Here is a 24,410-nt window from a genome sequence, read left to right on the forward strand (position 1 = left end):
CGCGATCCAGCAACGCCGATTGCTCAGGTGATATCGCCAATGGTCGAATCCGCTCGTTCGAGTGTGGCGACGGCCGCTTCGCGTGCCCTGGGCCGGCGCGATACAGGCATCCGGCGGTCCGCGTTCATGCTAGAACCCACCCGTCCGTCGCTGTCATGATAGTGCCAGTTACGGATGATCGGCGGCCCGATCAATGTCAGGTCGCCATTTTTTTCAGTTACGTGCCTTCACCGCCACAAGAGGTCCACCTTTGAGTCCGGCTCGTCTGTGCACAATCCTGCTCACGCTGGCGATTACGGGTAACGGCGAAGCTTACGCCCAGCCACGACAGCCGGACGGTAACCTTGATTTCCTCTGCAACTTCCTGGGCGATTGCCCGCCGCGGCTCGCCCCCGGCGGCCCGGATCGTGACGTGCGGCCCTTCGTCCGACATCTCGGCCGCCCCTGTGCGTGGCGGAGCCGACCGACGCCGGAGGGCGTGCGGCGGGTGCGCGTATGCTGGTGAGCACACGCCGGAGGCTCTGTGCCACCGCGTTCATTCTCATTGCTTCGTCTGCTTCGGCCGCGCGGGCCGAGGATGCCTGTCCGGCTCTGTTCTCCAACGGGCAGGCCCCGGTTCTCACAAACCCCAAGCTGGCGACGCGAACGGTCCCGCTCTGCTTCGAGGCGTTTGCGGTGCTCCATTCCGGCGTGACGCACACGCCGCTCTATTCCGCGGAGCACCTGACCCGCGCCAGCATCGCCGCAGCCCGCACCGTGGCGCGGGACGATTCGTTCCACGAGGAACTTCGGCTGCCGGCGGACGAGCGGGCCTCGCTGGAGGATTACGTCCGCAGCGGCTTCGACCGGGGCCACCTCGCCCCGGCGGGCGACATGCCGACGCTCGGCGCCCAGGCCGAATCCTTCAGCCTCGCCAACATCGTGCCGCAGAACCGGGTCCTGAATCGCGGCCTCTGGGCCGATATCGAAGAGAGCACACGGCGGCTGGCGACCCGGCGCGGCTCGATCTTCGTGGTGACGGGCGTCATCTTCTCGGGGGATGCCGTCCAGCAGATCAAGGGCGCCGTGCTGGTGCCGACCCAGCTGTTCAAGGCCCTCTACGATCCGGCGAGCGGCGAGGCCGGCGCCTATCTCGCCCGCAACGCGGATTCACGCGACTGGCAAGCGGTTTCCATCGACGAGCTGAACCGGCAGGCCGGGATCGACGTCTTCCCGGGGCTGCCGGTCGGCGCCCGGACCACCGCGATGACCCTGCCGGACCCGCACGCTTCCGCCCGCGCCGACGAGCACCGTCTGCGCCATGAGCCGACGTGGCAGGACTGGCTCCAGCGCGAGATCAACCGCGCCCTGCGCAAAATCGTCCGCGACGTGCTGCGCGGAATCTTCTGAGAGGGATGCATGCAAAAGGACAGGCAGCCGGACAAGCGCCGCGCCAAAGCCGAGCCCCCATCCGATTCCTTCGCGCCCTTCGCGGACGATGCCGGAGCGCGCACGATCGGCGCCCTCTGCTTCGAGAACGGCACCGACCGGATCGCCCTCCACGGCTCCCTCGATCTGACCCGGGACAAGGCGGGCCTCGCCCGGGCACGGCTGCTCAAGCAGACGCTCGACGCCATCGTGAAGGCCCTGGAGGGCGACGACCTGCCTGAGGCGGTGGCCGAAGCGCCCGAGGCGGCGCCGAAATCGGTCCCGAACCCGTTCGCCTGAGCGGCCCGGTCAAGCGGGGGAAAAGCCGGCATCCTTGCCGCGTCCCGGCGGGCCTGATAGTCGAACAGCGTGATTCCTATATCGTCGGGGCGTGCGTACAGGACGGGGGATGGGCCCCGCGCCTGCCCCGTGCCATTGGCACGCATCGCGCATCCCGCACACCACGCCGAGGATTTCCGCGATGGCTCGCGAATTCATCTACCACATGCGGGGCCTGACCAAGGCCTATACCGGCGGCAAGAAGGTTCTGGATAGCGTCAACCTGTCCTTCTATCCCGACGCCAAGATCGGTGTGCTGGGCATCAACGGCTCGGGCAAGTCGACGCTGCTCAAGATCATGGCCGGCCTCGACAAGGAGTTCACCGGCGACGGCTGGGTCGCCCAAGGCGCGCGCGTCGGCTACCTGCCGCAGGAGCCCCAGCTCGATCCGAACAAGTCCGTCCGCGAGAACGTGATGGAAGGCGTCGCCGAGAAGCAGGCGATGCTCGACCGCTACAACGAGCTCGCCATGAACTACTCGGAGGAGACCGCCGACGAGATGACCGAGCTCCAGGACCGGATCGAGTCGCTGGGCCTCTGGGAACTCGATTCCAAGATCGACCAAGCCATGGAGGCTTTGGGCTGCCCGAGCGACGAGCAGCCGGTCGCCACGCTCTCGGGCGGCGAACGCCGCCGCATCGCGCTGTGCCGCCTGCTCCTGTGGGAGCCCGAGCTGCTGCTCCTCGACGAGCCGACCAACCACCTCGACGCCGAGACGGTGAACTGGCTCGAAGGCCACCTGCGCCAGTATCCGGGCGCGATCCTGATCGTGACCCACGACCGCTACTTCCTGGACAACGTCACGAGCTGGATCCTGGAGCTCGATCGCGGCAAGGGCATCCCGTACGAGGGCAATTATTCGGCCTGGCTGGTGCAGAAGCAGAAACGCCTGGAGCAGGAGGGCCGCGAGGACATGGTCCGGCAGCGCTCCATCGCCCGCGAGCAGGAGTGGATCGCCGCCTCTCCGAAGGCCCGCCAGTCCAAGTCCAAGGCGCGTATCACGCGCTACGAGGAGCTGGTCGCCAAGCAGAACAACAAGGTCGATGCCTCCGCGCAGATCGTCATTCCGATCGACGAGCGGCTCGGCAACAACGTCATCGAGTTCGAGCACCTCAGCAAGGCGTTCGGCGACCGGCTGCTGATCGAGGATCTGTCGTTCAAGCTGCCGCCGGGCGGCATCGTCGGCGTGATCGGCCCGAACGGCGCCGGCAAGACCACCCTGTTCAAGATGATCACCGGCCAGGAGAAGCCCGACAACGGCAAGATCGAGGTCGGCGAGACGGTCAAGCTCGGCTACGTCGACCAGTCGCGCGATGCCCTCGATCCGAACGCCACGGTCTGGCAGGAGGTCTCGGGCGGCAACGACATCATCTATTTCAACAAGCGCGAGATCAATTCGCGCGCCTATTGCGCGGCCTTCGCGTTCAAGGGGCCCGACCAGCAGAAGAAGGTCGGCACCCTCTCGGGCGGCGAGCGCAACCGCGTCCACCTCGCCCGGACCCTGAAGGGCGGCGCCAACGTGCTGCTGCTCGACGAGCCGACCAACGATCTCGACATGGAGACCCTGCGCGCCCTCGAGGACGCGCTGGAGGATTACGCCGGCTGCGCGGTGATCATCAGCCACGATCGCTGGTTCCTGAATCGCATCGCCACGCACATCCTCGCCTTCGAGGGCGACAGCCACGTGGAATGGTTCGAGGGCAACTTCTCCGACTACGAGGCCGACAAGGTCCGGCGGCTCGGGGCCGATTCGATCATGCCGAAGAAGATCAAGTACAAGAGGTTCTCGCGCTGAGCGTCAGCGGGACGATTGCGGGGCGCGATCCATCCGGATGTCGCGCCCTCCTTTTCTGTGGGGGGAGAGACGCCACGGCGCTGCGCTCGATCTCCCTGACCCCGGCCCGTCACCCGAGCCGTGCCCGCGCCTCCGCCAGGATCGCCGACAGGCTCTGCGGGAGCGGAATGACCGGCTTCCAGCCCGTCGCCGCCATGAAGGCTGACGGGTCGCAGCCCTCGGCGAGGGTGCTCGCGTCCCGCACCCGGTCGGACACGACCCGGACCGTGAAGGTCGCGTCCGTCATATCGCGCAGCGCATTGAGGATCCCGGAGACCGGGGTCACGGTGCCCGATCCGACATTGTAGATGCCGCCATCCGGCAGATCCGCGAGCCGCTCGGTCAGGCGTATGCAGGCGGCCGTGAAATCGGCCACGTCGAAGAAATCGCGTCCGGCCGAGAGATCGCCGACCTGCAGGCACGGCGGCGCGAGCCCGCGCTCGATGCGGGCGATCTGGCCGGCCAGGGAGGCGACCACGAAGGTCTCGGCCTGCCCGGGTCCGATGTAGTTCGATGGCCGGAGCACGAGATGCTTCGCGCCGGCATGCGCCAGCACGTCGCGCAGGATGTACTCGCAGGCGGTCTTGGTCCGTCCCGAGATCGTGTCGGGCCGCGGGGTCACGCTCTCATCCGGACGCGGCCGGACCCGGAACGCCTCGCCGTAAACCACGCTCGCACTCAGGAACACCAGGGTCGCACCCGATTTCGCCAGCGCCTCGGCGAGGTTCAACGTGCCGAGGAGATCCGCCCGCCACGCGTAGGATGGCGTCTCGCTCGATTGGGCGACCGAGGCCAGGGCCGCGAGGTGGAACACGAGGGTCGGTTCGAAGTCCGCCACCGCCGCGGCGAGCCGGCCGGCATCGAACGGATCGACCATGAGGAACGTCACGCCGTCGAGCGGCGGCTGCGCGGCGCGGTCGATACCGAGGATGCGGCTGTCGGAGGGCAGGTCCCGGCGCAGCGCCTCAAGCAGGCGGCGGCCGAGAAAACCTCCGGCTCCGGTGACGAGGACGCGCATGAACCCTGCCCCTGCCCGGCACCGTCGCTGGCGGCCGGGATCGATCCGTCGCGTCTATACCGCCTCCGGGCGCGAGGCGAGCGTCCCTCGCCGCATCGCGTCGGGCAGGACCCGGAGCGCGGGCAAGCGCCATCGACGGACGACCTCACGCCGCCCGTGAACAAAGACGCGTGATCGACGTAGTCTCCCGCAGCGCCCGCGCTGCACTGCGGTATTATCGCGCCGTAGCCAGCCGCAGCGCACCCGACGATGACCTGATTTGAACAGCATCGACGATCTCGAACGCCCGGCGCTCAATGCCGCGCCGCGTCCTCCAGCGGGTCCCGCTGAGACGTCGCATCCCGCAAAGCCCCTGCGGGATGCGCGGGTCGACGTGTTGCGCGGCCTTGCGCTGCTGACGATCTTCGTCGACCACATCCCGCGCAACGCCCCGGCCCTGTTCACGCTGCACAATTTCGGATTCTCGGATGCGGCCGAAATCTTCGTGCTGCTGGCCGGCTACTCCTCCATGATCGCCTATGGCGGGCTGTTCCGGCGGGCGGGGACCCGGACCGCGGTGGCGCGCATCGTCCGGCGCTGCCTGCGCATCTACCTGTTCCAGGCCGGGCTGCTCCTGGCCACGCTGATCATCGTCCGGATCTGGATGGATCTCACCGGGCTCGTGCCGCGATTCGGCGTGGCGCCCCTGATCCAGATGGGCCTCGTGCCGGGCCTGCTGCGCGGGCTCGCGCTGAACGCGCTGCCCAACTACCTCGACATCCTGCCGCTCTACATCCTGCTGCTGGCCGTGTTCCCGCTCGTCCATTTCGGAATGCGGCGCGGCGTGTGGGGCGTGCTGGCGCTGTCCGGCACGCTGTGGCTCGCGGCAAACGTCGATCACCAGCTCAACCTGCCGAACGCCGCCGCGGTCGATGACGGATGGTACTTCAATCCGTTCGCGTGGCAGTTCCTGTTCGTGGTCGGGGCGGCCTTGGCGCTTGCCGTCCGGGCCGGGGACGGGCTGCTGCCCTGGCGCACCTGGGCTGCGGCGGCGGCCGGTGCCTATCTCGGCTTCGCGCTGCTGCAGGGCGGCTCCTGGACCGCGTGGGGCCTGCCGGATCTCAGGCCGCTGGCGATCGAGGCGCCCGACAAGAGCCATGTCGGCCCCCTGCGGCTGCTCGACATCCTGGCGCTGATCTATCTGCTGCGCAGCATACCCGTGGTCGCCCGCCTCAGCCGTTGGCGCCGGCTCCGGCTGATCGATGCCTGCGGCCGGCATTCGCTGGAAGTCTTCGCCGCCGGCTGCCTGGCGGCGCTCATCGGCCGCATCCTCTACCGGACCTTCGACGCCACATGGCCGCTTCAGGTCGCCGTCAATGTCGGCGGTCTCGCGGTCATGCTGGGTCTCGCGCACCTCTTGGATGCGCGCGCGCGGCACAGGCAAGCCCAGGATCGCCCGAACGCTGGGCCGGTGCAGGGATGAGGAGGACGGATGCCGCCGATGCGCCGCAAGGGCGACCTTCCGCAGAAGGTCTGCGAACAATGCGGAAAGCCTTTCGCGTGGCGGAAGAAGTGGGCACGTGTCTGGGACGAGGTGCGCTACTGCTCGGACCGGTGCCGCGCCGACGCCCGCACGGCGCGGAAGCACGCCGAGGCCTGACCGCTCAGGCCTGAATGTCCCGCAGGGCCGCGAGTGCGGCCGGCGTGTCGATGTCGAGGCCGGTGGCGGCGTCGCCTGGAATCTCCAGCACATCCGCTCGTCCCCGGAGGAGCGGCCCGGCGCCATGGTCGCCGCGCAGATGCGCGATGTCGGCGCCGAGGCGGCGCAGGTTCAGGAGGACCGGGTTCCCGTAACGCCCGTCCTGCACGGGGACCACGGCTGCCGGCTCCGCATCCGCGAAGGCCGCCACGAGGCGGTCGATGTGGGCGGCCGTCACCCGCGGCATGTCGCCCAGCACCACCACGGCGGCGGTGCAGGATGCCGGCAGCGCCGCGAGCCCGGCCCGCAGCGACGTGGCGAGGCCGGCGGCGTAATCGGGATTCTCCACGCGGATCAGTTCGAGATCGTCGAGCGCCGCCCGGACCGCATCCGCGTGCGCGCCCAGCACGGCGACCACCGGGCGCGGCCCGGCACCCAGGGCGGCCTCGGCGGCGTGGCGGACCAGGGGTTTCCCGTCGAGCCGCGCGAGCAGCTTCGGCGCCGGGCCGAACCGACTGCCGCGTCCTGCGGCGAGGAGCACCGTTCCGATCTCAGGCATCGGCCTCCGCCTCGCCGACGGCCTCCCCCCCGGCGCGGGGCTGCGGTCGGGAAACGATCTCCATGAGCAGGCCGCCGACGCCCAGCGCCACGATGTCGGCCCGGGTCACGGTCAGGTCGGCGAGCAGGCGGTGGAGGATCCAGTCGAAGCCGTTCTCCTTCGGCGAGCGCGCGCAGCCCGGGGCGCCGATGACCGGAACGTCGCCCCGGCTGCCGACGAGGAGCAGGTTGCCGGGATCGACCGGCATCCCGAGATGGGCGACCCGGCCCCCGGCGGCCTCGATGCCGGCCGGGATGACGTCGCGCCGGTCGGCGATGGCCGAAGCGCCGAACACCACCACGAGATCGGCCCCGGCGCCGTCGATCGCGCCCGCCAGGGCCTCCGCGACGGCATCGGCCGCGTGCGGCACCCGGGTCTCGGCCACGATCGTGGCGTCCGCTGGGGCGAGGCGCTCGGCCAGCACCCGGAGGGTCTTGTCGATCGTCGCCTCCTTGAGGCTTGGCAGCCGGGTCGACACGACGCCCACCCGGCGGCGGCGATAGGGTGCCACCGCGAGCGTGCCGCCCCCGGCCGCCGCGCAGGCGCAGTCCAGCACCGCGCCGGTCACTGCGTAGGGGATGATCTTGACGGTCGCGATCATCTCGCCTGCCACCACTGGCTTGAACCGGGGGAGCGTGGCCACCGTGACCGCCTCATCGACCGCGTTCGCGGCGTCGATCCGGGCCGGTTCCAGGGTCAGGACGCCTGCGGTCTCGGCGTACAGGTTGCAGCGGCCGGTGAACGGCGCCTCCACCCGCAGGTTCGGCCCGGCGAGGTGAGCGGCCAAGCGCGCGGCGGCGGCATCCTCACCGACATCGCCCGGTTCGAGGGCAGCCGCCACGATCTCCGACACACCGGAACGGGCCAGCTCCGCTGCCAGATCCTGCGGGATCACCGCGCCCTTGCGCAGGGTCAGCCCCTCCCGCCGCACGGTATGGGCGCTGATCAGCCCGGCCGCCTCGGCGAGCGGGACGGGACCGAACCTCACGCGGCCTCCGGGCGGGGCACGTGGCGCAAAGCGGCCACGACCTCGCCGAGCACGGCAAGCGCGATCTCGGCTGGACTGACCGCTCCGATCGGCAGCCCGATCGGCGCACGGATCCGGCCGATCTGCTCCGGCGTGAAGCCGGCTTCGGTGAGCCGGGCGACGCGGGCCGCGTGCGTCTTCCGGGAGCCAAGAGCGCCCACGTAGAAGCAGTCCGCAGCGAGCGCCGCCTTCAGCGCCGGATCGTCGATCTTCGGATCGTGGGTCAGTGCAGCGAGCGCGCAGTAGCGATCGAGCGCCGGCACGCGGGAGCCCAGCACGGCGTCCGGCCATTCGGCCACGAGTTCGATACCCGGGAAGCGCTCGGGCGTGGCGAAGGCGGTCCGCGGATCGATCACCGTCAACGCGAGGTCGAGCCCCGCCGCCATCGGCGCCATGGCCTGCGAGATATGGACGGCACCGATCACCACGAGCCGCACCGGCGGCACGTGGACGGTGAGGAAGAGCGTGCGTCCGTCCGCCTCCACGAGGCCGCTCTTGGCCGAGGCGAGATGCTTGGCCAGCACCGCGCCGAGCGGATCGACGACGATCTCCGACTCGCGCACGAGGCGCTGCGCGCCGTCGGCGATGTCGGTGACCAGGATGGCGGCCCGGCGGGCGGCCCGCTCGGCGTTGAGGACGGACAGGAGGTCGGCGCGCATCAGTCGACCCGCTCGACGAAGACCCGGATCCGCCCGCCGCAGGACAGGCCGGCCCGCCACGCGGTCTCGTCGGCCACGCCGAATTCGAGGACGCGCGGCGCCCCGGCTTCGATCACCTCGATGGCCTCGGTGATCACGGCGCCCTCCACGCATCCCCCCGAGACGGAGCCCAGGAAGTTGCCCGCGTCGTCTACGATGAGGTGGCTGCCCACCGGACGCGGGGCGGAGCCCCAGGTCTCGATGACGGTCGCCAGAGCTACGGCGCGGCCGTCGCGCCGCCAGGATTCGGCAGCGGAGAGGATGTCGGTATCTGTGCTGAGCATGGCCTGGAAATGCCTTGGGCCGGCGGGTGCCCCCCGCGCGCTACAGGTATGGCCCTCGCGGCGCGGTGCAAGGCGGTCCGGCACCCGCGATCGCGATCGCGTCTCATGACACGATGGCGGAGAACGGCGAACGTCAATACTCTAAGGGCTTCGTTCCTCGGCGGATTCGGTGTTCCGAAACGTGTTCGGCCTATCCAACCCATCACCTCATTCTGAGGCGCCGGAGCGCAGCGAAGGCCTCGAAGGGGCCCTCCAGAGCGCGCCGCGATTTCTGGAGGCCTCCTTCGAGGCGGCTGCGCCGCACCTCAGGATGGGGGTGCGGATTGGAGGCCTTAGGGCAACCGATACTTCGACCGCCCCGTGGCCTCGATCCGGGCGGGCGCCCCCATGAACGCCCCCGATCCCGCCCTCGCCCGCGCCCTGCGCCAGGATCCCCCGCGTTCGGGCCCGCGCCGGCTGTGGAAGCGGATCAGCCGCGCGGTCGGCGACCGGCTGCCGAAGGGGCTCTACGCCCGGTCGCTGATCATCATCATCGCGCCGGTGGTGCTGCTCCAGTCGGTGATCGCCTACACCTTCATGGAGCGGCATTGGCAGCTCGTGACCAAGCGCCTCTCGGCGGCGGTCACCGCCGACGTCGCCGCGCTGATCGACATCTACGAGAGCTATCCGCAGGACAAGGACGCCGAGACCCTCTCGCGCATCGCGGGCGAACGGCTGAACCTCGACCTGGACATCCTCAAGGGCGCCAAGCTGCCACCGCCGGGGCCGAGGCCGTTCTTCTCGATCCTGGACGAGGCCCTCTCGGACGAGATCCAGCGTCAGATCCGCCGCCCCTTCTGGATCGACACGGTCGGCCGCTCGAACCTGATCGAGATCCGGGTGGCGATCCCCGACGGGGTGATGCGGATCACCGCCCGGCGCAGCCAGGCCTACGCGTCGAACTCGCACATCTTCCTCGTGTGGATGATCGGCTCCTCGCTGGTCCTGCTCGGCGTCGCGATCCTGTTCCTGCGCAACCAGATCAAGCCGATCCTGCGGCTCGCCGCCGTGGCAGAGGGGTTCGGCAAGGGCCGGGAGATCGAGTTCCGTCCCCGGGGCGCCCGGGAGGTGCGGCAGGCCGGCCACGCCTTCATCGAGATGAAGCGGCGCATCGAGCGGGCGATGGAACAGCGCACCACGATGCTGAACGGCGTCAGCCACGATCTGCGCACGATCCTGACCCGGTTCCGCCTGTCCCTGGCGCTGATCGAGCAGACGGACGAAATCGAGGATCTCAGCCGCGACGTCGACGAGATGAGCCGGATGCTCGAAGGCTACCTCGCCTTCGCCCGCGGGGATTCGGCCGAGCTCGCCAGCCCCACCGACATGCGGTCGCTGCTGGAGGATATCCGCACCGATGTCGAGCGGCTCGGCGCGCATGTCTCCACGGTGGAGCTGGCCGGGGCGCCCGAGATCACGGTGCGCCCGGATGCCTTCCGACGCTGCCTGTTCAACTTGGCGTCCAACGCCGCCCGGTACGGCGAGACGGTGGCGATTTCCGGCCGGCTGGAGGCCCGCGCCTTCTTCGTCTCGATCGACGACGACGGGCCGGGCATCCCCCCGGAGAGCCGGGAGGCGGTGTTCAAACCCTTCGTGCGGCTTGACGATGCCCGGCAGGATGCCGGCGGCTCCGGCCTGGGGCTCGCGATCGCCCGGGACATCGCCCGGGCCCATGGCGGCGACATCGCCCTGCACGACAGCCCGCTCGGCGGCCTGCGGGCCACGGTCCGGGTCCCGGCCTGAACCGCTTCAGGCGTCGGCGGGCCGGCGCAGGCGCAGGAACTCGTCCTGGGCGTTCCGCAACAGATGATCGATGCTGGCCGCGTCGAGACCGGCCGCCGTGAGGCGTGCGCGCAGGGCGGCCTCCCCATTCCAGGCATAACCAGCATCGGTCGGCAGGTGGCGCAGCAACAGGGGGCTGACGATCGCGCCACGCCGGTAGGCCGGGTGGCGCAGCAGTTTCCCGATCTGTGTGGCCAACATATCGACGGGGGACGCACCGGCGCCCGAAGCGCCCGGCCCTTTTCCTGGCCACTGGACCGTTGATCGGCTCATTCGCTTTCGATCTCCCATGATCAGTATCGGGCCGAAAGATTGAGCAAGCGTGAGCGGATCAGCGGCTCGGCGAAAAACTGCAGCCGCCGGGGTCCCAACCGTCGCGGCACGGTGCTATGCAGATTCGTTTTCCAGGGGCGCGCACGCCGTTGCACGCCGGATCCGAGTGCCGAACATGAACCCGCTCGTTCCCCTCTTCATCCTGCTCTCGCTGCCGCTCGCGGCGATCGGCCTCGTGCTCTACACCGACACGGGCATCGAGCCGGCCCTGTTCTACGCCTCGGTGAAGACCTTCGTGATTCTCGGCCTGATCTCCGTGGGGATGTCGTTCGCCGCCATGAAGCTCGGCGAGCGCACCAAGCCCTGACGCTCCAAAGCGCGGAGGGCGCGATGCTGCACGTGGTTCCGGCCTTCTCCCGCATTGGCGAGGAGAACGCCTTCGCGGTGCTGGCCCGCGCCCAGGCCCTGGCGGCCCAGGGCCGCGACGTGATCAATCTCGGCATCGGCCAACCCGACATGCCGACCCCGCCCCATGTGGTCGAGGCCGGCATCAAGGCGTTGCGCGACGGCCATCACGGCTACACCCCGGCGGTCGGTATCCCGCCCCTGCGCGAAGCGGTTGCCCGCGACATCCACCGCCGCCACGGGGTCGCGGTCTCACCGGATTCAGTGATGATCGTGCCGGGCGGCAAGGTCACCATGTTCATGGCGATCCTGATGTTCGGCGCGCCCGGCGTGGAGATCCTGTACCCGGATCCCGGCTTCCCGATCTACCGCTCGATGATCGAGTTCACGGGCGCGACGCCTGTGCCGGTGCCGATCCGCGAGGCGAACGGCTTCGCGTTCTCGGCGGCCGAGACCCTGTCGCTGATTACTACCAAGACCCGGCTGCTGATCGTCAATTCTCCGGCGAACCCGACGGGCGGCGTGACCCCGAAGGCCGAGATCGACGCCTTGGTGCGGGGATTAGCCGACCATCCCGACGTGGCGGTGCTGTCGGACGAGATTTACGGCACGATGACCTACGACGGCGAGGCCCATCACTCGCTGCTGACCTACGAAGAAATCCGCGATCGGCTGATCTACCTCGATGGGGCCTCCAAGACCTACGCGATGACCGGCTGGCGGCTGGGCTGGTCGGTCTGGCCGAAGCCGCTCTACGACGCCGCGCGCAAGCTGGCGGTCAACGCGCATTCCTGCGTCAACGCATCGACGCAGTGGGCCGGCATCGCGGCCCTCGACGGCCCGCAGGATTGCGTGGCCGACATGGTCGCCGCGTTCGACCGGCGCCGGGCGATCGTGGTGGACGGCTTGAACGCCCTGCCGGGGGTTTCCTGCATTGCGCCGAAGGGGGCGTTCTACGCCTTCCCGAACATCTCCGAGACCGGCTGGAAGGCGAAGGCGCTAGCCTCCACGCTTCTCGAAGAGGCAGGCGTGGCGGTGATTGGCGGACCGGATTTCGGCGTCCACGGCGAGGGCTACATCCGCCTATCCTACGCCAACTCGGAGGCAAATATCCGCCGGGCGCTGGAGCGGATGGGGACATTCCTGAGCGGGCGCAAGCCGGGCTGAGCGGCTTACGAGCGTCGGACTGGATCTGCCGCGTAAACTCCCTCCGCCGCTGCTGGCTTGCGGGTTCAAAAATCAGGTCCGCACAGGCTGGTTCAGGATCGAGCACTCGTCCCCTCTATCACTCGCGAGAGGGGACCTATTGCGCTCCGTCAGGAACAACGATGCCCAACCCAGATAGGTGACGATCGTAGCCCGCAGCGGTGGGAAGAAATCAGCCGTTCAGGATCTCACTGCGGCCCGCTTCTCGATCCAGCCGGCGAGCCAATCGGCGATGTCGAGGCTGTTCTTGTCCTGCATCAGCATGTGCGAATTGCCGTGGATGCCGATCTCCGGCAGCAGGATCAGCTCGGCGCGGCCGCCCGCGGCGTTGGCCGCCGCCACGAAGCCGCGGCATTGCTTGAGCCGGGGCGCCCAGCGTGACGAGGTGTCGACGTAGTCGCCGAACAGGACCAGGATCGGCAGGTCCTTGTACGGCGCGAGGTCGTCCTTGGCCGGGTCCGGGCAGCCAGCGGGCTCGATGGCGACGATCGCACGGATGCCCGTGCGGTCGAGGGCGGTGGTCTGGAACGGGTAGATCCCCGATTGCGAGTGCGAGACCAGCACCGCGCCCTTGAGCCGCTTAGCGAGTTCCGACAGGGCCGGCACGGTGGGGTTCGGCATCGGCAGGGCAGCCGACCAGTCCGGGACCATCTGCTTCCAGAACTCTTCTTGCTCCTCCAGGGGGAACTGCATCCCCGGAAACACCTTCGGGTATTCCGGGCCGAACCGGAAGATCGCCCAGGCCGGCTCACGGCCGGCCGAGAACACCGCCGGCAGCGTGTTGGGCTCGGCTCGGCCCATCTTCACCGCGTCGACCTGGGCCGGGCTCGCCGCCGAGCGGCCGCGCCACGCCTGATCGATCACGTAGGTCGGAAAGCCGCGGCGCACGAAGTACTCGTCCCAGCCCATGCGGCCGTCCGGCGTCGTCTCCCAGGTTTTTCCCGTGAGGCAGCAGCCATGGATCAGGACCAGCGGCGGCCGGACCGGCGCGACCGGGAGCTGATAGCGGACATAGATCTGGTCGACGCTGATCGTCCCCGAGGGCGCGTAGGCCGGCAGCGTCGAGAGTGTGTCGGACTGAACGTCGCGGCCGCCCACGAAAAAGCTGCCCTGCGCGGCGATAGTGAGCGGTCCCGGCGACGGTTCGGCCGCCTCGGCGGCTCCAGTCAGCAACAGGGCGGCCATCGCACAGACGGCCGGCCATGCGCGGGAAAAAGCGGGCAGCGACAATCCTGCCATGATGCGTCCCGGCCCTCTCGATCGGGCCTGTCCGGCCCTTCCCCGGGCCGCGATGCTAAGCAGACTGGCGCCGATTAGCCAGCGCTTCATCAGCCAGATCTTCCCCAAAGCATCGTTTGGTGTTGCAGAACGGCGGAAACCCGCAACAAAAGCTGTTTCCAGCCCAGTTCGATAAGATCCCGGTCCCGCACCGCACGGACCTCCGCACCGATGGCGGAAGGGTCCTCGCAGCGTCGAGCGTGCCAAGCCGTGCGGCGACGGTCAGGCGGCGATGTCGCGTTCGATACGGCTCGTCGCGTCGGCGGGCAGATCCAGGGCTTCGGCCAGCATCTTCAGGAACTGGCGCTCCTGCAGCGTGTCGGGATCGATGGCGAGCCGGGCTGCCGCGTAGATCCGGGCCGCAGCGTCGGGGCCCGCCACCCGCTCGGCGATCTCGTCCACATCGGCGGGGCTTTCGAGCTCCCGCTCCAGCCAGGATTGCCCGTCCGCATCGAGCCCGGCCTCGGAGACGGCGGCCTGGAGGCGCTTGCGCTCCGCGGCATCGACCAGGCCGTCGGCCGTCGTGGCCGCCACCATCGCCCGGAGCATCAGGCGGGCCTCATCCTCGGCGACGGCGGTAAAATCCGGACCGCCCGTGGCTGGCGTTGGTGCCTCGGTGCCGCGCAGGGCCCGGAAGGCGAGGCCGCTGATCAGCGCGAGCCCACCCAGCGCCGCGCCCGCGGCGAGGCCGCTCCGTCGTGAGCGCACCAACGCGTCCACCATCCGCCTGCTATCGGCCATGCAACCCTCCCGGTCTCGTTCCCGAATCGGTTCGAAAACGGCCGGGGGGCGCTTCGGTTCAGCCGCGTTCAGGCGTCGGCTTCATCCTCGTCCTCGTCGATGTCGACCAAGAAGACGATGTCGGCCTCGTCCTCGTCGGTCTCGCCGTCCGAATCGGTGCCGGAATGGTGCGCGTCCTCGACGTATTCACCTTCCCCGTCATCCTCAGCGAGGGCGTCCTCGAAGATCTCGATCTCGTCCTCGGTGGCGGCCCGGATCTTGAGCGCCGAGGTGCCGTTCCAGAGCGGCTTGCCCTCGCTCGTCATGGTCCGGATGTCTTCCTTGAAGCCCGCACAGGTGAACAGGTCCTTGGCGGACGCCTCGTCGCTGTTGATCACCGCTACGGCGGTGCCCTCGATCTCGAGCGTGAACATGGCCGGCATCCCTCTCGTAACCGTCCTCAGGCGCGCCCGATCAGCGGGATCGCGCGGGTGCGACGCCGGGCCCCGGACGAAAACCCGTGGGTTTCGTCCGGCGGTCCTGAGCGCCGCCAAGGGGATGCTGTAGGGGTGAAGCGAGCGGGCGCCAAGCCCGTCGCCACGGTGCCGGCGCGATTTGGCGCGGCGCACCTGGCTCGGGACAACAACGGACAAAAGGATCACCGCGCATGCGGATCAGGCTCGGCTGCGAGATGCGCTACGCCTTCCCCTATCCGGTGCCCATGGTGGTCATGCTCAATGTGCATCCCACCCGGGCCGACGCCCTCGAAACGCCCGATACGCTGCGCACCGAGCCCCCCGTTCCGGTGGAGACCTACCGCGATGGGTTCGGCAACCTGTGCGGCCGCCTGACCGCTCCGGCCGGCAACTTCACCATCGGCACCGACGCGGTGATCCGCGACGACGGCGCGCGCGATGCGGCCCACCGGGAGGCCGAGCAGCATACGATCGAGGCGCTCCCCGCAGACACCATCGTGTTCCTCCTGCCGAGCCGCTACTGCGAATCGGACCTGCTGGCGGACGAAGCGTGGCGGCTGTTCGGCGACGTCGCGCCGGGCTGGGACCGGGTGCAGGCGGTCTGCGATTTCGTCCACCACCACATTGCGTTCGGCTACGAGTTCGCCCACCGGGACCGCACCGCCCTGGACGCCTATGCGGGCGGGCGTGGTGTCTGCCGGGACTTCACCCATCTCGCGGTGGCCTTGTGCCGGGCCCTGAACGTGCCGACCCGCTACTGCACCGGCTACATCAGCTTCATCGGCGAGCCCGAGCCGCACCCGGCCGGCGATTTCGCCGCCTGGATGGAGGTCTATCTCGGCGGGCGCTGGCACGTGTTCGACCCGCGCAACAACGCTCCGCGGATCGGGCGGGTGATGGTGGCCTACGGGCGCGACGCCGCGGACGTGCCGCTGACCCACACCTTCGGGCCCAACCCTCTGGTGGGCTTCCGGGTCTGGGCCGACGAGATCGACCACAGCGACGGGTCCGACGCGGCGATCCCGCCGGAGGAACCCTTGCCGCCGCAGAGCATGGCGACCCGGACCGGGTGACGGTCGAGCCTCAGACCCCCGCCCCCCGCGCGATCGCCCGCTTGACCACGCCCTGCACCTCCGGGTTCGACAGGAACAGGTCGTGGTTGATCAGGCCGCCGCCGTAATCCGAGGCGTCGGCGACGCGCACGCCGAGCGCCTCCAGCTTCGCACGGTCCACCGCGCCCGCGCGGACGCCGCCGGCCAGAGCCGCGGAGAGTTCGAGCGCCCGGTCGTTGGTCGCCGAGATCACCGTGATCTTCGACACGTCCGGCCCGAGCCGGGAGACGCCGTTGGAGAACAGGTCGAAGTCGATGTCGGGGGCGGCCAGCACCACCGCGCCGAGGCGCGCCATCGCCGCCTCGCCGGCCTCCGCGCGCAGCATGCGCACGGTTTCCAGCGTCAGGAGCGTGCCCATCGAGTGCGCCACGATGTTGATGCGGCCGCCGCTCGGCGTCGCGGCCAGCGCCTTGAGCAGATCCTCGAAGGCGTCCCGCGACCACAACGCGCTCTCGCGATCGTAGTTGTAATCCAGGGTCGCGGCCGCGGAGGGCCACGTGAACAGGCCTGAAACGCCGCGGAAGCGGATCCCGTCCGACAGCCGCGCGGCACTGACGGCGGCCGACTCGAACGATTCGCGATAGCCGTGGACGTAGATCAGCACGTCGCGGCCGAGGGCCGCCTGCGCGAACGCATCGGCCGCGCCGGGCCCGCTCTCGGTCTTGGGCACGGCGCCGATGGTCCAGTCGCCGGTGATGACTGCGGAGACCTTTCCGAGCAGCGACCGGTCCGGGGGCGACAGACGCACCTCCGCGAAGCTGAGTCCCCGGCCGCGCTCGCTGCTGAAATACGGTGGCCGCGGCGGGTTGCCCACGGGCTTGCGGGTCGTGGCGACCAGCAGCACCGGCATGACATCGAGCGCAGATTGCTTCTCGGGCAAAGCCGAGCCGGTCCCGAGATCGTCGGTGACGCAGGCGCCGAGAGACGGGGCAAGACCAGCAGCGCCCGCAAGGGCACCGAACCGGAGGATAACGCGGCGTGAGACGGTCTGGCTCGGCATGATCCGGGTACGCTCGGGCGGGGGCCGCTTCCCTGGCGCATGATCTTGGCCGTGGCGGGGCAGGCGCGTCACGGATCGCTGTGGAGTACGGGCACGGTGTGGCTTGTTGTGCGCGGGACACAAGCCGCGCTCCCCCTCGACGGCGGCCCGCGTCCCCGCCATGAAGAGGTATGACGCCGTCCATCGATATCGAGAACCTGCGCGAGCGCCTGCTGCATGGCGACCGTGCCGCCCTGGCCCGAGCCATCACCCTGGCCGAGTCGAAGCGGGCCGATCATCGGGCGCTGGCCGCCACGCTGATCGATTCCGTGCTGCCGCAGACCGGCAAGGCGATCCGGGTGGGAATTACCGGCGTGCCCGGCGTCGGCAAATCGACCACCATCGATGCCCTCGGCTCGAACCTGACGGCGGCCGGCCACAAGGTGGCGGTGCTGGCGGTCGACCCGTCCTCCTCGCGCACCGGTGGCTCGATCCTGGGCGACAAGACCCGGATGGCCCGCCTCGCCCATGATCCGAACGCCTTCATCCGCCCCTCTCCGTCCTCGGGCACCTTGGGCGGTGTCGCGGCCAAGACCCGCGAGACCATGCTGCTCTGCGAGGCGGCCGGGTTCGACGTGATCCTGGTGGAGACGGTCGGCGTCGGCCAGTCGGAGACCGCGGTGGCGGACCTCACCGACTTCTTCCTCGTGCTGATGCTCCCCGGGGCGGGCGACGAGCTTCAAGGTATCAAGAAGGGCATCCTCGAACTCGCCGACATGATCGCGGTCAACAAGGCCGATGCCGGCGAGGCCGAGCATCGGGCCAACGCGGCGGCCTCCGAATACCGGGCGGCCTTGCACATCCTCACCCCGGCCTCCGCGACCTGGACGCCGCCGGTGGTGACCATCTCGGGCTTCCACAACCTGCGGCTGGACGCCCTCTGGGCCAGGATCGTCGATCACCGGGAGAAGCTCACCGCCACCGGCGAGATCCAGGCGAAGCGTCGGACTCAGGACGTGAAGTGGATGTGGGCGCTCGTCGACGAGCGACTGCACCAGCGCCTCGTCGGGTCGCCGGAGGTCCGCCGCCGCACCGCCGAGGCGGAGGCGGCCGTGGCCCGAGGTGAGACCTCGCCGGCCGCAGGCGCAACCGCGATCGCCGAATTGATCGGGCTCTGACACCAAAGGCTCAGTCGGGCTCCGGGCGCACAAATTCCAGCCGGACGGGGGGCACAAACCCCATCTCGCGCGTTCCGAGGACGACGGCGTATCGAGCGGCGCCGCCGTCTCGGTGCCGCGCACGTCCAGGAGAGTGTCATGGTGGATACGGATCGGATCGTCGGCGGCGCCAAGGAAGCCGTCGGCAAGGTTCAGAGCGCGGCCGGCGATTTCGTCGGCTCGAACCGGGACTCGGTCGAGGGGCGCTTCCGCGACGCCCAGGGCCAGGCGCAGAACGTCTACGGGCAGGTGAAGGACAAGGCCCGTGACATCGCCGACCAAGCCAGCGACGTCGCCAGCGACGCGTATGACCGCGCCGGCGACTATGCGAGTGACGCCTACGAGCGCAGCGGCTCCTATCTGCGCGACGGCCGCGCCGCCGTCGGCGCTCGGGTCGAAGAGAATCCCCTCGTCGCGCTGCTCATCGCGGGCGCGGTCGGCTACGGCATCGCCCTGCTGATCCACGGCCGCCGCTGATCGAACACGGCCCCGCCCGGTCGCGCGGGCGGGGCCGAATACGCCGCTACTGCGCCGTCCAGCCACCATCCATCGGGATGTTGGCACCGGTGATCTGGCTCGCCGCGTCGGAGCACAGGAACACCGCGAGCGCGGCGACCTGATCGACGGTGACGAACTCCTTGGTCGGCTGCGCCTTGAGCAGCACCTCCTCGATCACCTGTTCCTTGGTAAGGCCGCGGGCCTTCATGGTGTCGGGGATCTGCGCCTCAACGAGGGGCGTCCAGACATAGCCCGGCGAGATGCAGTTCACCGTGACCTTGTGGGGCGCGAGTTCCAGCGCCGCCGTCTTGGTCAGGCCGGCGATGCCGTGCTTGGCGGCGACGTAGGCCGACTTGAACGGGGAGGCCACCAGCGAGTGGGCCGAGGCGGTGTTGATGATCCGCCCCCAGCCCCGCGCCTTCATGCCGGGGATGGCGGCATGCATCGCGTAGAAGGCCGAGGACAGGTTGATCGCGATGATCTGCTCCCATTTCTCCGCCGGGAAATCCTCGATCGGCGAAACGAACTGGATGCCGGCATTGTTGACCAGCACGTCGAGGGATCCGAAGCATCCCTGCGCGTCCCGGACCATCGCGTCGATCTCGGCGGGCTTCGACATGTCGGCCCCGGAATAGAGCGCGCGCACCTCGAACTCCGTCTCGATGGCGGTGCGGGCCTGCTCGATCTCATCCGGCTTGCCGAAGCCGTTCAGCACGATGTTGGCCCCCTCGGCGGCGAACGCCCGGGCGATCGCGAGCCCGATCCCGCTGGTCGAGCCGGTGACGAGGGCGGTCTTGGTCTTGAGCGTCATGGCATCCTCCGGATCTGGGCGGGCCTGTGATCAGGCGAGATAGTCGTGCAGCACTGTGCCGTACGGGAGGGTGAAGTCCACGACCATGTGGCGCGCCCCGACGATCCGGCGCACCGGCAGGTCGGCGACGCGGCAATTGACGTGGGGGATCAGATCGAGGCGGCCCTCGCCGTTCCAGGCGCCGTGGACCGTGACGTCCTCCAGCCGGTAGCCCACGAGCTGGGCGAGCTTCGGCTGGCCGTCGACATCCGGCAGCAGCTTCAGGTTGATGTTGAGCTTGCGCAAGCCCTCGCGGACGGAACCGAGATCGTGCTCCAGGCTCTCGTGCTTATAGGTCATGGTGCCCATCGCGACCCGCTCCTCGTCGTAAAACAGCGTCCCGGTCAGGGTATCCTTCATGAGCTTGAGCTGGGGCTGGCCCCACTTCTTCGGAAAGCCCCAGATCTCGCGGCCGGCGGTGATCGGCGGCTCGTCGTCGAGGTACATCTGGATCGAGAAATTGCACGGCTCGCCGTTGTAGAAGGCATACGCGCCGCTGCCGCTCTCCTCGTAATCGCCGAAGCCCGAGGAATCGGGCATCTTCATCCACTCGTAGAAGACGAGGTTGTCCGGGTGCGGCTCCAGCGGCTCCGGCAGCGCCCGGCGCAGGGCGAGGGGATCGGTCTCGTAGGTGATGATCAGGTATTCGCGCTGGCAGAAGCGGTAGGGCCCGCGCGGATAGCTCGGGCTGAAGGCGGGCATCGAGGTCGTGGACAGGATCTCGTCGCGGGTCATGGTCAAACCTCCGCTCGTCCGGGCTGGGGCGATCGGTCCGCCCCGGCTGCCGTCAGGGTCGTGTCAATCGCGGGCGTGCCGGCTGAGGTCGAAGACGGCGACGCCGTCCTCGTTATGCGCCCGCTCACGCCAGCGCCGGTGGCGCAGGGACCGGACAGCATCGTCTTGCCCGGCCTGCCAGTGCTCCAGCATCGTGGCCCGGGAGAACTCGTAATCCTTCGAGTTCCCCTCGTAGCTCTTCTGCCGGTAGATCAGCTGCATCATCGTGATGAAGTTCTGGCGGGTGACCTGGCGCAGGAAGGTCACGTCGTCGTCGGCCCGCATCTCCGGCGGCAGCTTCTCGATCAGCCGCCGCATGGCGCGCTTGGCCTTGCGGATCTCGATGTTCTTGTCGGTGTTAAGCCGGGTCCGGCTCGAATAGCGGATGTCCTTCTCGCGCTCGGCGGCGTCGACCAGGGTGCGGGGCATCGCCCCCTGGGCCGAGAACAGATCGACCTGGTAGACGACCAGATCGCGCTGGCGCTCGGTGTCGAGCACGTAATCGAGGGGCGTGTTCGAGACGAGGCCACCGTCCCAATAGGCCTCGCCGTCGATGATCACCGGCGGGAAGCCGGGCGGCAGCGCCCCCGAGGCCATGATGTGTTCCGGACCGATCCGGTCGGTCCGGGTGTCGAAATAGATGAAGTTGCCCGAGCGGACGTTCACGGCGCCGACGCTGAGCCGGACCTCGCCCCGGTTAATCCGGTCGAAATCGACCAGCCGCTCCAGCGTGCCCTTGAGGGCCCCGGTGTCGTAGAGGCTGAGCGCCTCCGGAGCGCCGGGCGGGTAGAACGCCGCGGGCGGCACGCGCGGCGTGAAGAACCCCGGCACGCCGAAGGTTGCGATCCAGGCTGCCGACATCTCGTTGAACGCCGTCCGGGCCTGCTCACCCGGGACGAACGGCTTCGCTGTCAGATCCGAGGAGACCAGCTCCCAGAATTCCCGCAACCGGGCGACGCGCCGGTCCGGCGGATTACCCGCGATCAGCGCCGCGTTGATGGCACCGATCGAGATCCCGGCGACCCAATCGACTGTCGTCTCCTCCTTGGCGAGCGCTTCGTAGATGCCGGCCTGATAGGATCCCAGCGCACCGCCGCCCTGCAGGACGAGCACCGAAGCTTCACCGGACGGATACAGGGTCTCGGATGCGATCATCAAACTGCCACGCTTCGAGCCGCGTGCTCTGTGGCAGATCCAGATCTTAGGAATGTGACATCCTGTCACGACCGAGCTGCGCGCGGGCCCTGTCCACAGGGAAGCCAGCCCGACGCGGATGGCGCCTTGTGCGGTCCTGCCTGCTTCATCCGATCGACCGTGTCGCTGTTCGGCAGCATCTGGCACCGGACGAGATCGAACGCGCACGGCATCGTCCCGGTTCGGCACGCAGCACGCCGTCCCTATCCGAGCCCCACCCCTGCGGGTCCCGCCGCGCCGGCCGCATCGCCCTGGGCCAGCGGCAGCGATACCTCCACACGCAGGCCGGGGCCGTTGTCGCGCAAATGCAGGGTGCCCCGGTGAAGGCGCACCACCGCGTTGACGAGGCTGAGGCCGACCCCGAGCCCGGGCTGCGACCGGGATTGCTCCAGACGGACGAATCGCGCGAGCACATGCGCGCGTGCACCCTCGGGAATGCCGGGGCCGCTGTCGGAAACCGCGAGACGAGCGAGCCCGCTCTCACGCCAGACCGCCACGGTGATCCGCCCCGGCCCGCCCCCCGGCGGAGCACCATACTTCAGGGCGTTATCGAGCAAGTTGGCCAGCGCCTGTCCGATCAGCTCCCGATTGGCCTCGACCACGACCCCATCCTCCGCCGAGACCTCCAGGGTGAAGCCCTGATCCTCGGCGAGCGCCTCGTAGAGCTCTGCGACACCCCGGGCCGCCGCACCGAGGTCGTGGGGTGCCATGATGTCGCTTGCGCTGCCGGCTTCGAGCCTGGCGATCATCAGCAGCGCGTTGAAGATCCGGATCAGCCCGTCGCCCTCCTCGATCACCGCTTCCAGAGCGGCGCGCAGCTCATCGGGTGTCGAGGGCCGGCGCAGAGCCTCGTCGGCGCGGTTGCGCAAGCGGGTCAGAGGCGTCTTCAGATCGTGGGCGATGTTGTCGGAGACCTCGCGCATCCCGCGCATCAGCTCGCCGATGCGCTCCAGCATCAGGTTGAGGCTCGATGCGAGGCGGTCGAGTTCATCGCCGTTTCCGGCGACGTGCAGGCGTCCGTCGAGGTCACCCGCCATGATCGCCCGGGTGGTCTGCGTCATGGCGTCGACCCGGCGCAGGACGCGACTCGCCGCGAGCCAGCCGCCGATGACCCCGAGGACGATGATAGCGGCCACGGAGGTGCCGAAGGCCCGGCCGATCACCGCCCGCAGGCGGTCGCGCTCCTCCGTGTCCCGGCCGACGAGCAGCCGGAAGCCACCCGGCAGGGTGAAGACTCGCACGATCGCCCGGTGTGCCTCGGCATCCGAGTCGTTGCGGCCATAGCGGGTCTCGCTCTGACCGGGCGTCGCCAGGATTGCGGCCGGAACGTAGCCGACATTTCCGACCACGTGGTCACCGCCGGCCGTCGTGACGAGGTAGAGGGAGGCGCCCGGCTCCCGCGAGCGTCGCTCGACCACGGTGATCAGGCGACGCAGGCCGCCGGTGTTGTACTGCTCCGACAGGCCGTTGATCTCGGCATCGATCGTCGACACGATCTGGTCGTCCAGCACCGCACGCGCGTTCCAGGCGACGTAGCCGAGCGCCAGGAAGGCGCAGAGCGTGAAGATCGCCAGATAGGCGAGCGACAGCTTGAACGCGGTGGTGCGGAAGAGTTTCTGGAAGCGCGCCGCGCCAGTCTCGGACGGAGTGAGCGCGTCGGTCGGCAGCCGGTTCACCCGGCCGCGCCCTCATCGACGCGCAGCACGTAACCTGCCCCGCGGACCGTGTGGATGATCGGCGACGGGAATCCCTTGTCGAGCTTGCCCCGCAGGCGGGAGACATGGACGTCGATGACGTTGGTCTGCGGATCGAAATGGTAGTCCCAGACGTGTTCCAGCAGCATCGTGCGGGTCACCACCTGGCCGGCATGGCGCATCAGGTATTCGAGGAGCCGGAACTCCCGCGGTTGCAGCAGGATCTCGCGCCCCGACCGCGTGACGCGGTGCGACAGCCGGTCGAGTTCGAGATCGCCGACGCGATAGCGGGTCTCTTCCGCAGTGCCGGATCCGAGCTGCCGCCGGGCCAGGGCCTCGGTGCGGGCGAGCAGCTCCGAGAACGCATAGGGTTTCGGCAGGTAGTCGTCGCCGCCGGCGCGCAGCCCCTTCACGCGATCATCGACCTGACCGAGCGCCGACAGGATCAGGACGGGCGTGGCCACCTTCTGCTCGCGCAAAGAGCGAACGAGCGACAGGCCGTCGAGCTTGGGCAACATGCGATCGACGATCAGCACATCGTAAGCGCCCTCGCGGGCCAGCGCGTAGCCGTCCAGCCCGTCATGCGCGCAGTCGGCGACGTGCCCGGTTTCGCGGAACGCCTTGACCAGATAAGCCGCCGCGTCCCGGTCGTCCTCGATGATGAGCAGTCGCATGGATCCGGTCCATAGCGCGCCGCGTGGATCGGGGGAACGTGCCTCGCTCAGCATGGTCAACCCACTCCCCTCCCCTCTCGCGCGGTGAACGGGCCGGAACCATGGGGCGTAGGTCCCGGCCCGTTCCGAAGCGCGGCGCCAAAGACCTCGGAGGGCACGAGGTCGGCCTGCGGCTTCGTTCGCACGATCCGTCGCGCAGATCGGTGCTGTGGGAACTGTGAGCGAACGCCGGTTACGGGACGGTCGCGGCCAGATGACTTTCCGGCAAGGTTCGACCGACGCAATGCGCACGAACGCAAACAGGCCGCTCCAAAAGGAGCGGCCTGTTTGCGTCGTCGATATCGTGTTGAGGGCGT

The 24,410-nt window shown here is 69.2% G+C and carries 26 protein-coding genes; 11 read left to right on the forward strand and 15 right to left on the reverse strand.

What is annotated here, in order from left to right; translation table 11 throughout:
• The first annotated feature begins 495 nt into the window (after positions 1 to 495).
• The 3 genes from OXS27_RS28115 to ettA all read left to right on the forward strand — a co-directional run bounded on the left by OXS27_RS28115 (position 496) and on the right by ettA (position 3,541).
• Positions 496 to 1,389, forward strand: coding sequence for a DNA/RNA non-specific endonuclease (locus OXS27_RS28115; protein WP_267360613.1), 894 nt, complete (start codon positions 496 to 498; stop codon positions 1,387 to 1,389).
• Between the two features lie 9 nt (positions 1,390 to 1,398).
• Complete coding sequence (locus OXS27_RS28120) at positions 1,399 to 1,707, forward strand: hypothetical protein (protein WP_267360615.1); 309 nt, start codon at positions 1,399 to 1,401, stop codon at positions 1,705 to 1,707.
• A 181-nt stretch (positions 1,708 to 1,888) separates the two neighbouring features.
• Positions 1,889 to 3,541 (forward strand): energy-dependent translational throttle protein EttA, encoded by a 1,653-nt coding sequence (ettA, locus tag OXS27_RS28125; protein WP_243925452.1) that lies wholly within the window; start codon positions 1,889 to 1,891, stop codon positions 3,539 to 3,541.
• A 109-nt stretch (positions 3,542 to 3,650) separates the two neighbouring features.
• Here the strand turns inward: ettA and OXS27_RS28130 are convergent, their stop codons facing one another.
• Positions 3,651 to 4,598, reverse strand: coding sequence for an NAD(P)-dependent oxidoreductase (locus tag OXS27_RS28130; RefSeq protein WP_267360618.1), 948 nt, complete (start codon positions 4,596 to 4,598; stop codon positions 3,651 to 3,653).
• A 259-nt stretch (positions 4,599 to 4,857) separates the two neighbouring features.
• On the opposite strand from OXS27_RS28130, the gene OXS27_RS28135 reads away from it, so the two are divergent.
• Together OXS27_RS28135 and OXS27_RS28140 are read left to right on the forward strand one after the other, a co-directional pair.
• Positions 4,858 to 6,060: an OpgC domain-containing protein gene (locus OXS27_RS28135; RefSeq protein WP_267360620.1), complete on the forward strand. Its 1,203-nt coding sequence runs from the start codon at positions 4,858 to 4,860 to the stop codon at positions 6,058 to 6,060.
• A 9-nt stretch (positions 6,061 to 6,069) separates the two neighbouring features.
• Positions 6,070 to 6,237: a DUF2256 domain-containing protein gene (locus OXS27_RS28140; protein WP_243925445.1), complete on the forward strand. Its 168-nt coding sequence runs from the start codon at positions 6,070 to 6,072 to the stop codon at positions 6,235 to 6,237.
• A gap of 4 nt (positions 6,238 to 6,241) precedes the next feature.
• On the opposite strand, the gene OXS27_RS28145 is transcribed toward OXS27_RS28140, so the two are convergent.
• From OXS27_RS28145 to OXS27_RS28160, 4 genes are read right to left on the reverse strand one after another with little or no spacing between them, the layout of a single operon-like run.
• Entirely contained in the window at positions 6,242 to 6,835 is a 594-nt protein-coding gene (locus OXS27_RS28145) for a nucleotidyltransferase family protein (protein WP_243925443.1), read from the reverse strand.
• Positions 6,828 to 7,862, reverse strand: a complete 1,035-nt coding sequence (locus OXS27_RS28150; protein WP_267360623.1) for a molybdopterin-binding protein — start codon at positions 7,860 to 7,862, stop codon at positions 6,828 to 6,830. The genes OXS27_RS28145 and OXS27_RS28150 overlap by 8 nt, the downstream gene beginning before the upstream one ends.
• Positions 7,859 to 8,560, reverse strand: a complete 702-nt coding sequence (locus tag OXS27_RS28155; protein WP_243925439.1) for an XdhC family protein — start codon at positions 8,558 to 8,560, stop codon at positions 7,859 to 7,861. Before OXS27_RS28155 ends, OXS27_RS28150 begins: the two co-directional genes overlap by 4 nt.
• A complete protein-coding gene (locus OXS27_RS28160) occupies positions 8,560 to 8,883 on the reverse strand; it encodes an XdhC family protein (protein ID WP_091720836.1) in 324 nt (107 codons plus the stop codon). Before OXS27_RS28160 ends, OXS27_RS28155 begins: the two co-directional genes overlap by 1 nt.
• A 387-nt stretch (positions 8,884 to 9,270) precedes the next feature.
• On the opposite strand from OXS27_RS28160, the gene OXS27_RS28165 reads away from it, so the two are divergent.
• On the forward strand, positions 9,271 to 10,665 hold the full coding sequence (locus OXS27_RS28165; RefSeq protein ID WP_267360645.1) for an ATP-binding protein: 1,395 nt from the start codon (positions 9,271 to 9,273) through the stop codon (positions 10,663 to 10,665).
• Positions 10,666 to 10,671: 6 nt separating this feature from the next.
• On the opposite strand, the gene OXS27_RS28170 is transcribed toward OXS27_RS28165, so the two are convergent.
• Positions 10,672 to 10,905, reverse strand: a complete 234-nt coding sequence (locus OXS27_RS28170) for a hypothetical protein (protein WP_243925437.1) — start codon at positions 10,903 to 10,905, stop codon at positions 10,672 to 10,674.
• A gap of 247 nt (positions 10,906 to 11,152) precedes the next feature.
• Between OXS27_RS28170 and OXS27_RS28175 the strand changes: the two genes are divergently transcribed.
• Positions 11,153 to 11,344, forward strand: a complete 192-nt coding sequence (locus tag OXS27_RS28175) for a hypothetical protein (RefSeq protein ID WP_243925435.1) — start codon at positions 11,153 to 11,155, stop codon at positions 11,342 to 11,344.
• Positions 11,345 to 11,367: 23 nt separating this feature from the next.
• Complete coding sequence (locus OXS27_RS28180) at positions 11,368 to 12,549, forward strand: pyridoxal phosphate-dependent aminotransferase (protein ID WP_267360628.1); 1,182 nt, start codon at positions 11,368 to 11,370, stop codon at positions 12,547 to 12,549.
• 219 nt (positions 12,550 to 12,768) lie between these two features.
• On the opposite strand, the gene OXS27_RS28185 is transcribed toward OXS27_RS28180, so the two are convergent.
• The 3 genes from OXS27_RS28185 to OXS27_RS28195 form a co-directional block, all read right to left on the reverse strand.
• Complete coding sequence (locus tag OXS27_RS28185) at positions 12,769 to 13,773, reverse strand: esterase (protein WP_267360630.1); 1,005 nt, start codon at positions 13,771 to 13,773, stop codon at positions 12,769 to 12,771.
• A gap of 315 nt (positions 13,774 to 14,088) precedes the next feature.
• Positions 14,089 to 14,607 (reverse strand): DUF533 domain-containing protein, encoded by a 519-nt coding sequence (locus tag OXS27_RS28190; protein WP_243925430.1) that lies wholly within the window; start codon positions 14,605 to 14,607, stop codon positions 14,089 to 14,091.
• A 68-nt stretch (positions 14,608 to 14,675) separates the two neighbouring features.
• Entirely contained in the window at positions 14,676 to 15,020 is a 345-nt protein-coding gene (locus OXS27_RS28195) for a hypothetical protein (protein WP_243925428.1), read from the reverse strand.
• A 233-nt stretch (positions 15,021 to 15,253) separates the two neighbouring features.
• Here OXS27_RS28195 and OXS27_RS28200 point away from each other — a divergent pair, with 233 nt between their 5' ends.
• Positions 15,254 to 16,135, forward strand: coding sequence for a transglutaminase family protein (locus tag OXS27_RS28200; protein ID WP_267360633.1), 882 nt, complete (start codon positions 15,254 to 15,256; stop codon positions 16,133 to 16,135).
• 10 nt (positions 16,136 to 16,145) lie between these two features.
• Here OXS27_RS28200 and OXS27_RS28205 read toward each other — a convergent pair whose 3' ends face one another.
• Entirely contained in the window at positions 16,146 to 17,174 is a 1,029-nt protein-coding gene (locus tag OXS27_RS28205) for an alpha/beta hydrolase (protein ID WP_267360635.1), read from the reverse strand.
• Positions 17,175 to 17,344: 170 nt separating this feature from the next.
• Here OXS27_RS28205 and meaB point away from each other — a divergent pair, with 170 nt between their 5' ends.
• Positions 17,345 to 18,331, forward strand: a complete 987-nt coding sequence (gene meaB / locus OXS27_RS28210; RefSeq protein ID WP_267360637.1) for a methylmalonyl Co-A mutase-associated GTPase MeaB — start codon at positions 17,345 to 17,347, stop codon at positions 18,329 to 18,331.
• 138 nt (positions 18,332 to 18,469) lie between these two features.
• On the forward strand, positions 18,470 to 18,847 hold the full coding sequence (locus tag OXS27_RS28215; RefSeq protein ID WP_243925420.1) for a CsbD family protein: 378 nt from the start codon (positions 18,470 to 18,472) through the stop codon (positions 18,845 to 18,847).
• A 46-nt stretch (positions 18,848 to 18,893) separates the two neighbouring features.
• Here the strand turns inward: OXS27_RS28215 and OXS27_RS28220 are convergent, their stop codons facing one another.
• The 5 genes from OXS27_RS28220 to OXS27_RS28240 all read right to left on the reverse strand — a co-directional run bounded on the left by OXS27_RS28220 (position 18,894) and on the right by OXS27_RS28240 (position 24,054).
• Positions 18,894 to 19,679, reverse strand: a complete 786-nt coding sequence (locus tag OXS27_RS28220) for a 3-hydroxybutyrate dehydrogenase (RefSeq protein ID WP_243925418.1) — start codon at positions 19,677 to 19,679, stop codon at positions 18,894 to 18,896.
• Positions 19,680 to 19,709: 30 nt separating this feature from the next.
• Positions 19,710 to 20,453 carry an acetoacetate decarboxylase gene (locus OXS27_RS28225; protein ID WP_267360639.1) on the reverse strand — a complete coding sequence of 248 codons (744 nt, stop codon included), beginning with the start codon at positions 20,451 to 20,453 and terminating at the stop codon, positions 19,710 to 19,712.
• Between the two features lie 63 nt (positions 20,454 to 20,516).
• A complete protein-coding gene (locus tag OXS27_RS28230) occupies positions 20,517 to 21,647 on the reverse strand; it encodes a patatin-like phospholipase family protein (protein ID WP_267360641.1) in 1,131 nt (376 codons plus the stop codon).
• 242 nt (positions 21,648 to 21,889) lie between these two features.
• Positions 21,890 to 23,353 (reverse strand): ATP-binding protein, encoded by a 1,464-nt coding sequence (locus OXS27_RS28235; protein ID WP_276592689.1) that lies wholly within the window; start codon positions 23,351 to 23,353, stop codon positions 21,890 to 21,892.
• A 5-nt stretch (positions 23,354 to 23,358) separates the two neighbouring features.
• Positions 23,359 to 24,054 (reverse strand): response regulator transcription factor, encoded by a 696-nt coding sequence (locus tag OXS27_RS28240; protein WP_243925411.1) that lies wholly within the window; start codon positions 24,052 to 24,054, stop codon positions 23,359 to 23,361.
• Between the last annotated feature and the right edge of the window lie 356 nt (positions 24,055 to 24,410).

This window comes from Methylobacterium sp. GC_Met_3 (assembly GCF_026540775.1).
Taxonomy (GTDB): domain Bacteria; phylum Pseudomonadota; class Alphaproteobacteria; order Rhizobiales; family Beijerinckiaceae; genus Methylobacterium.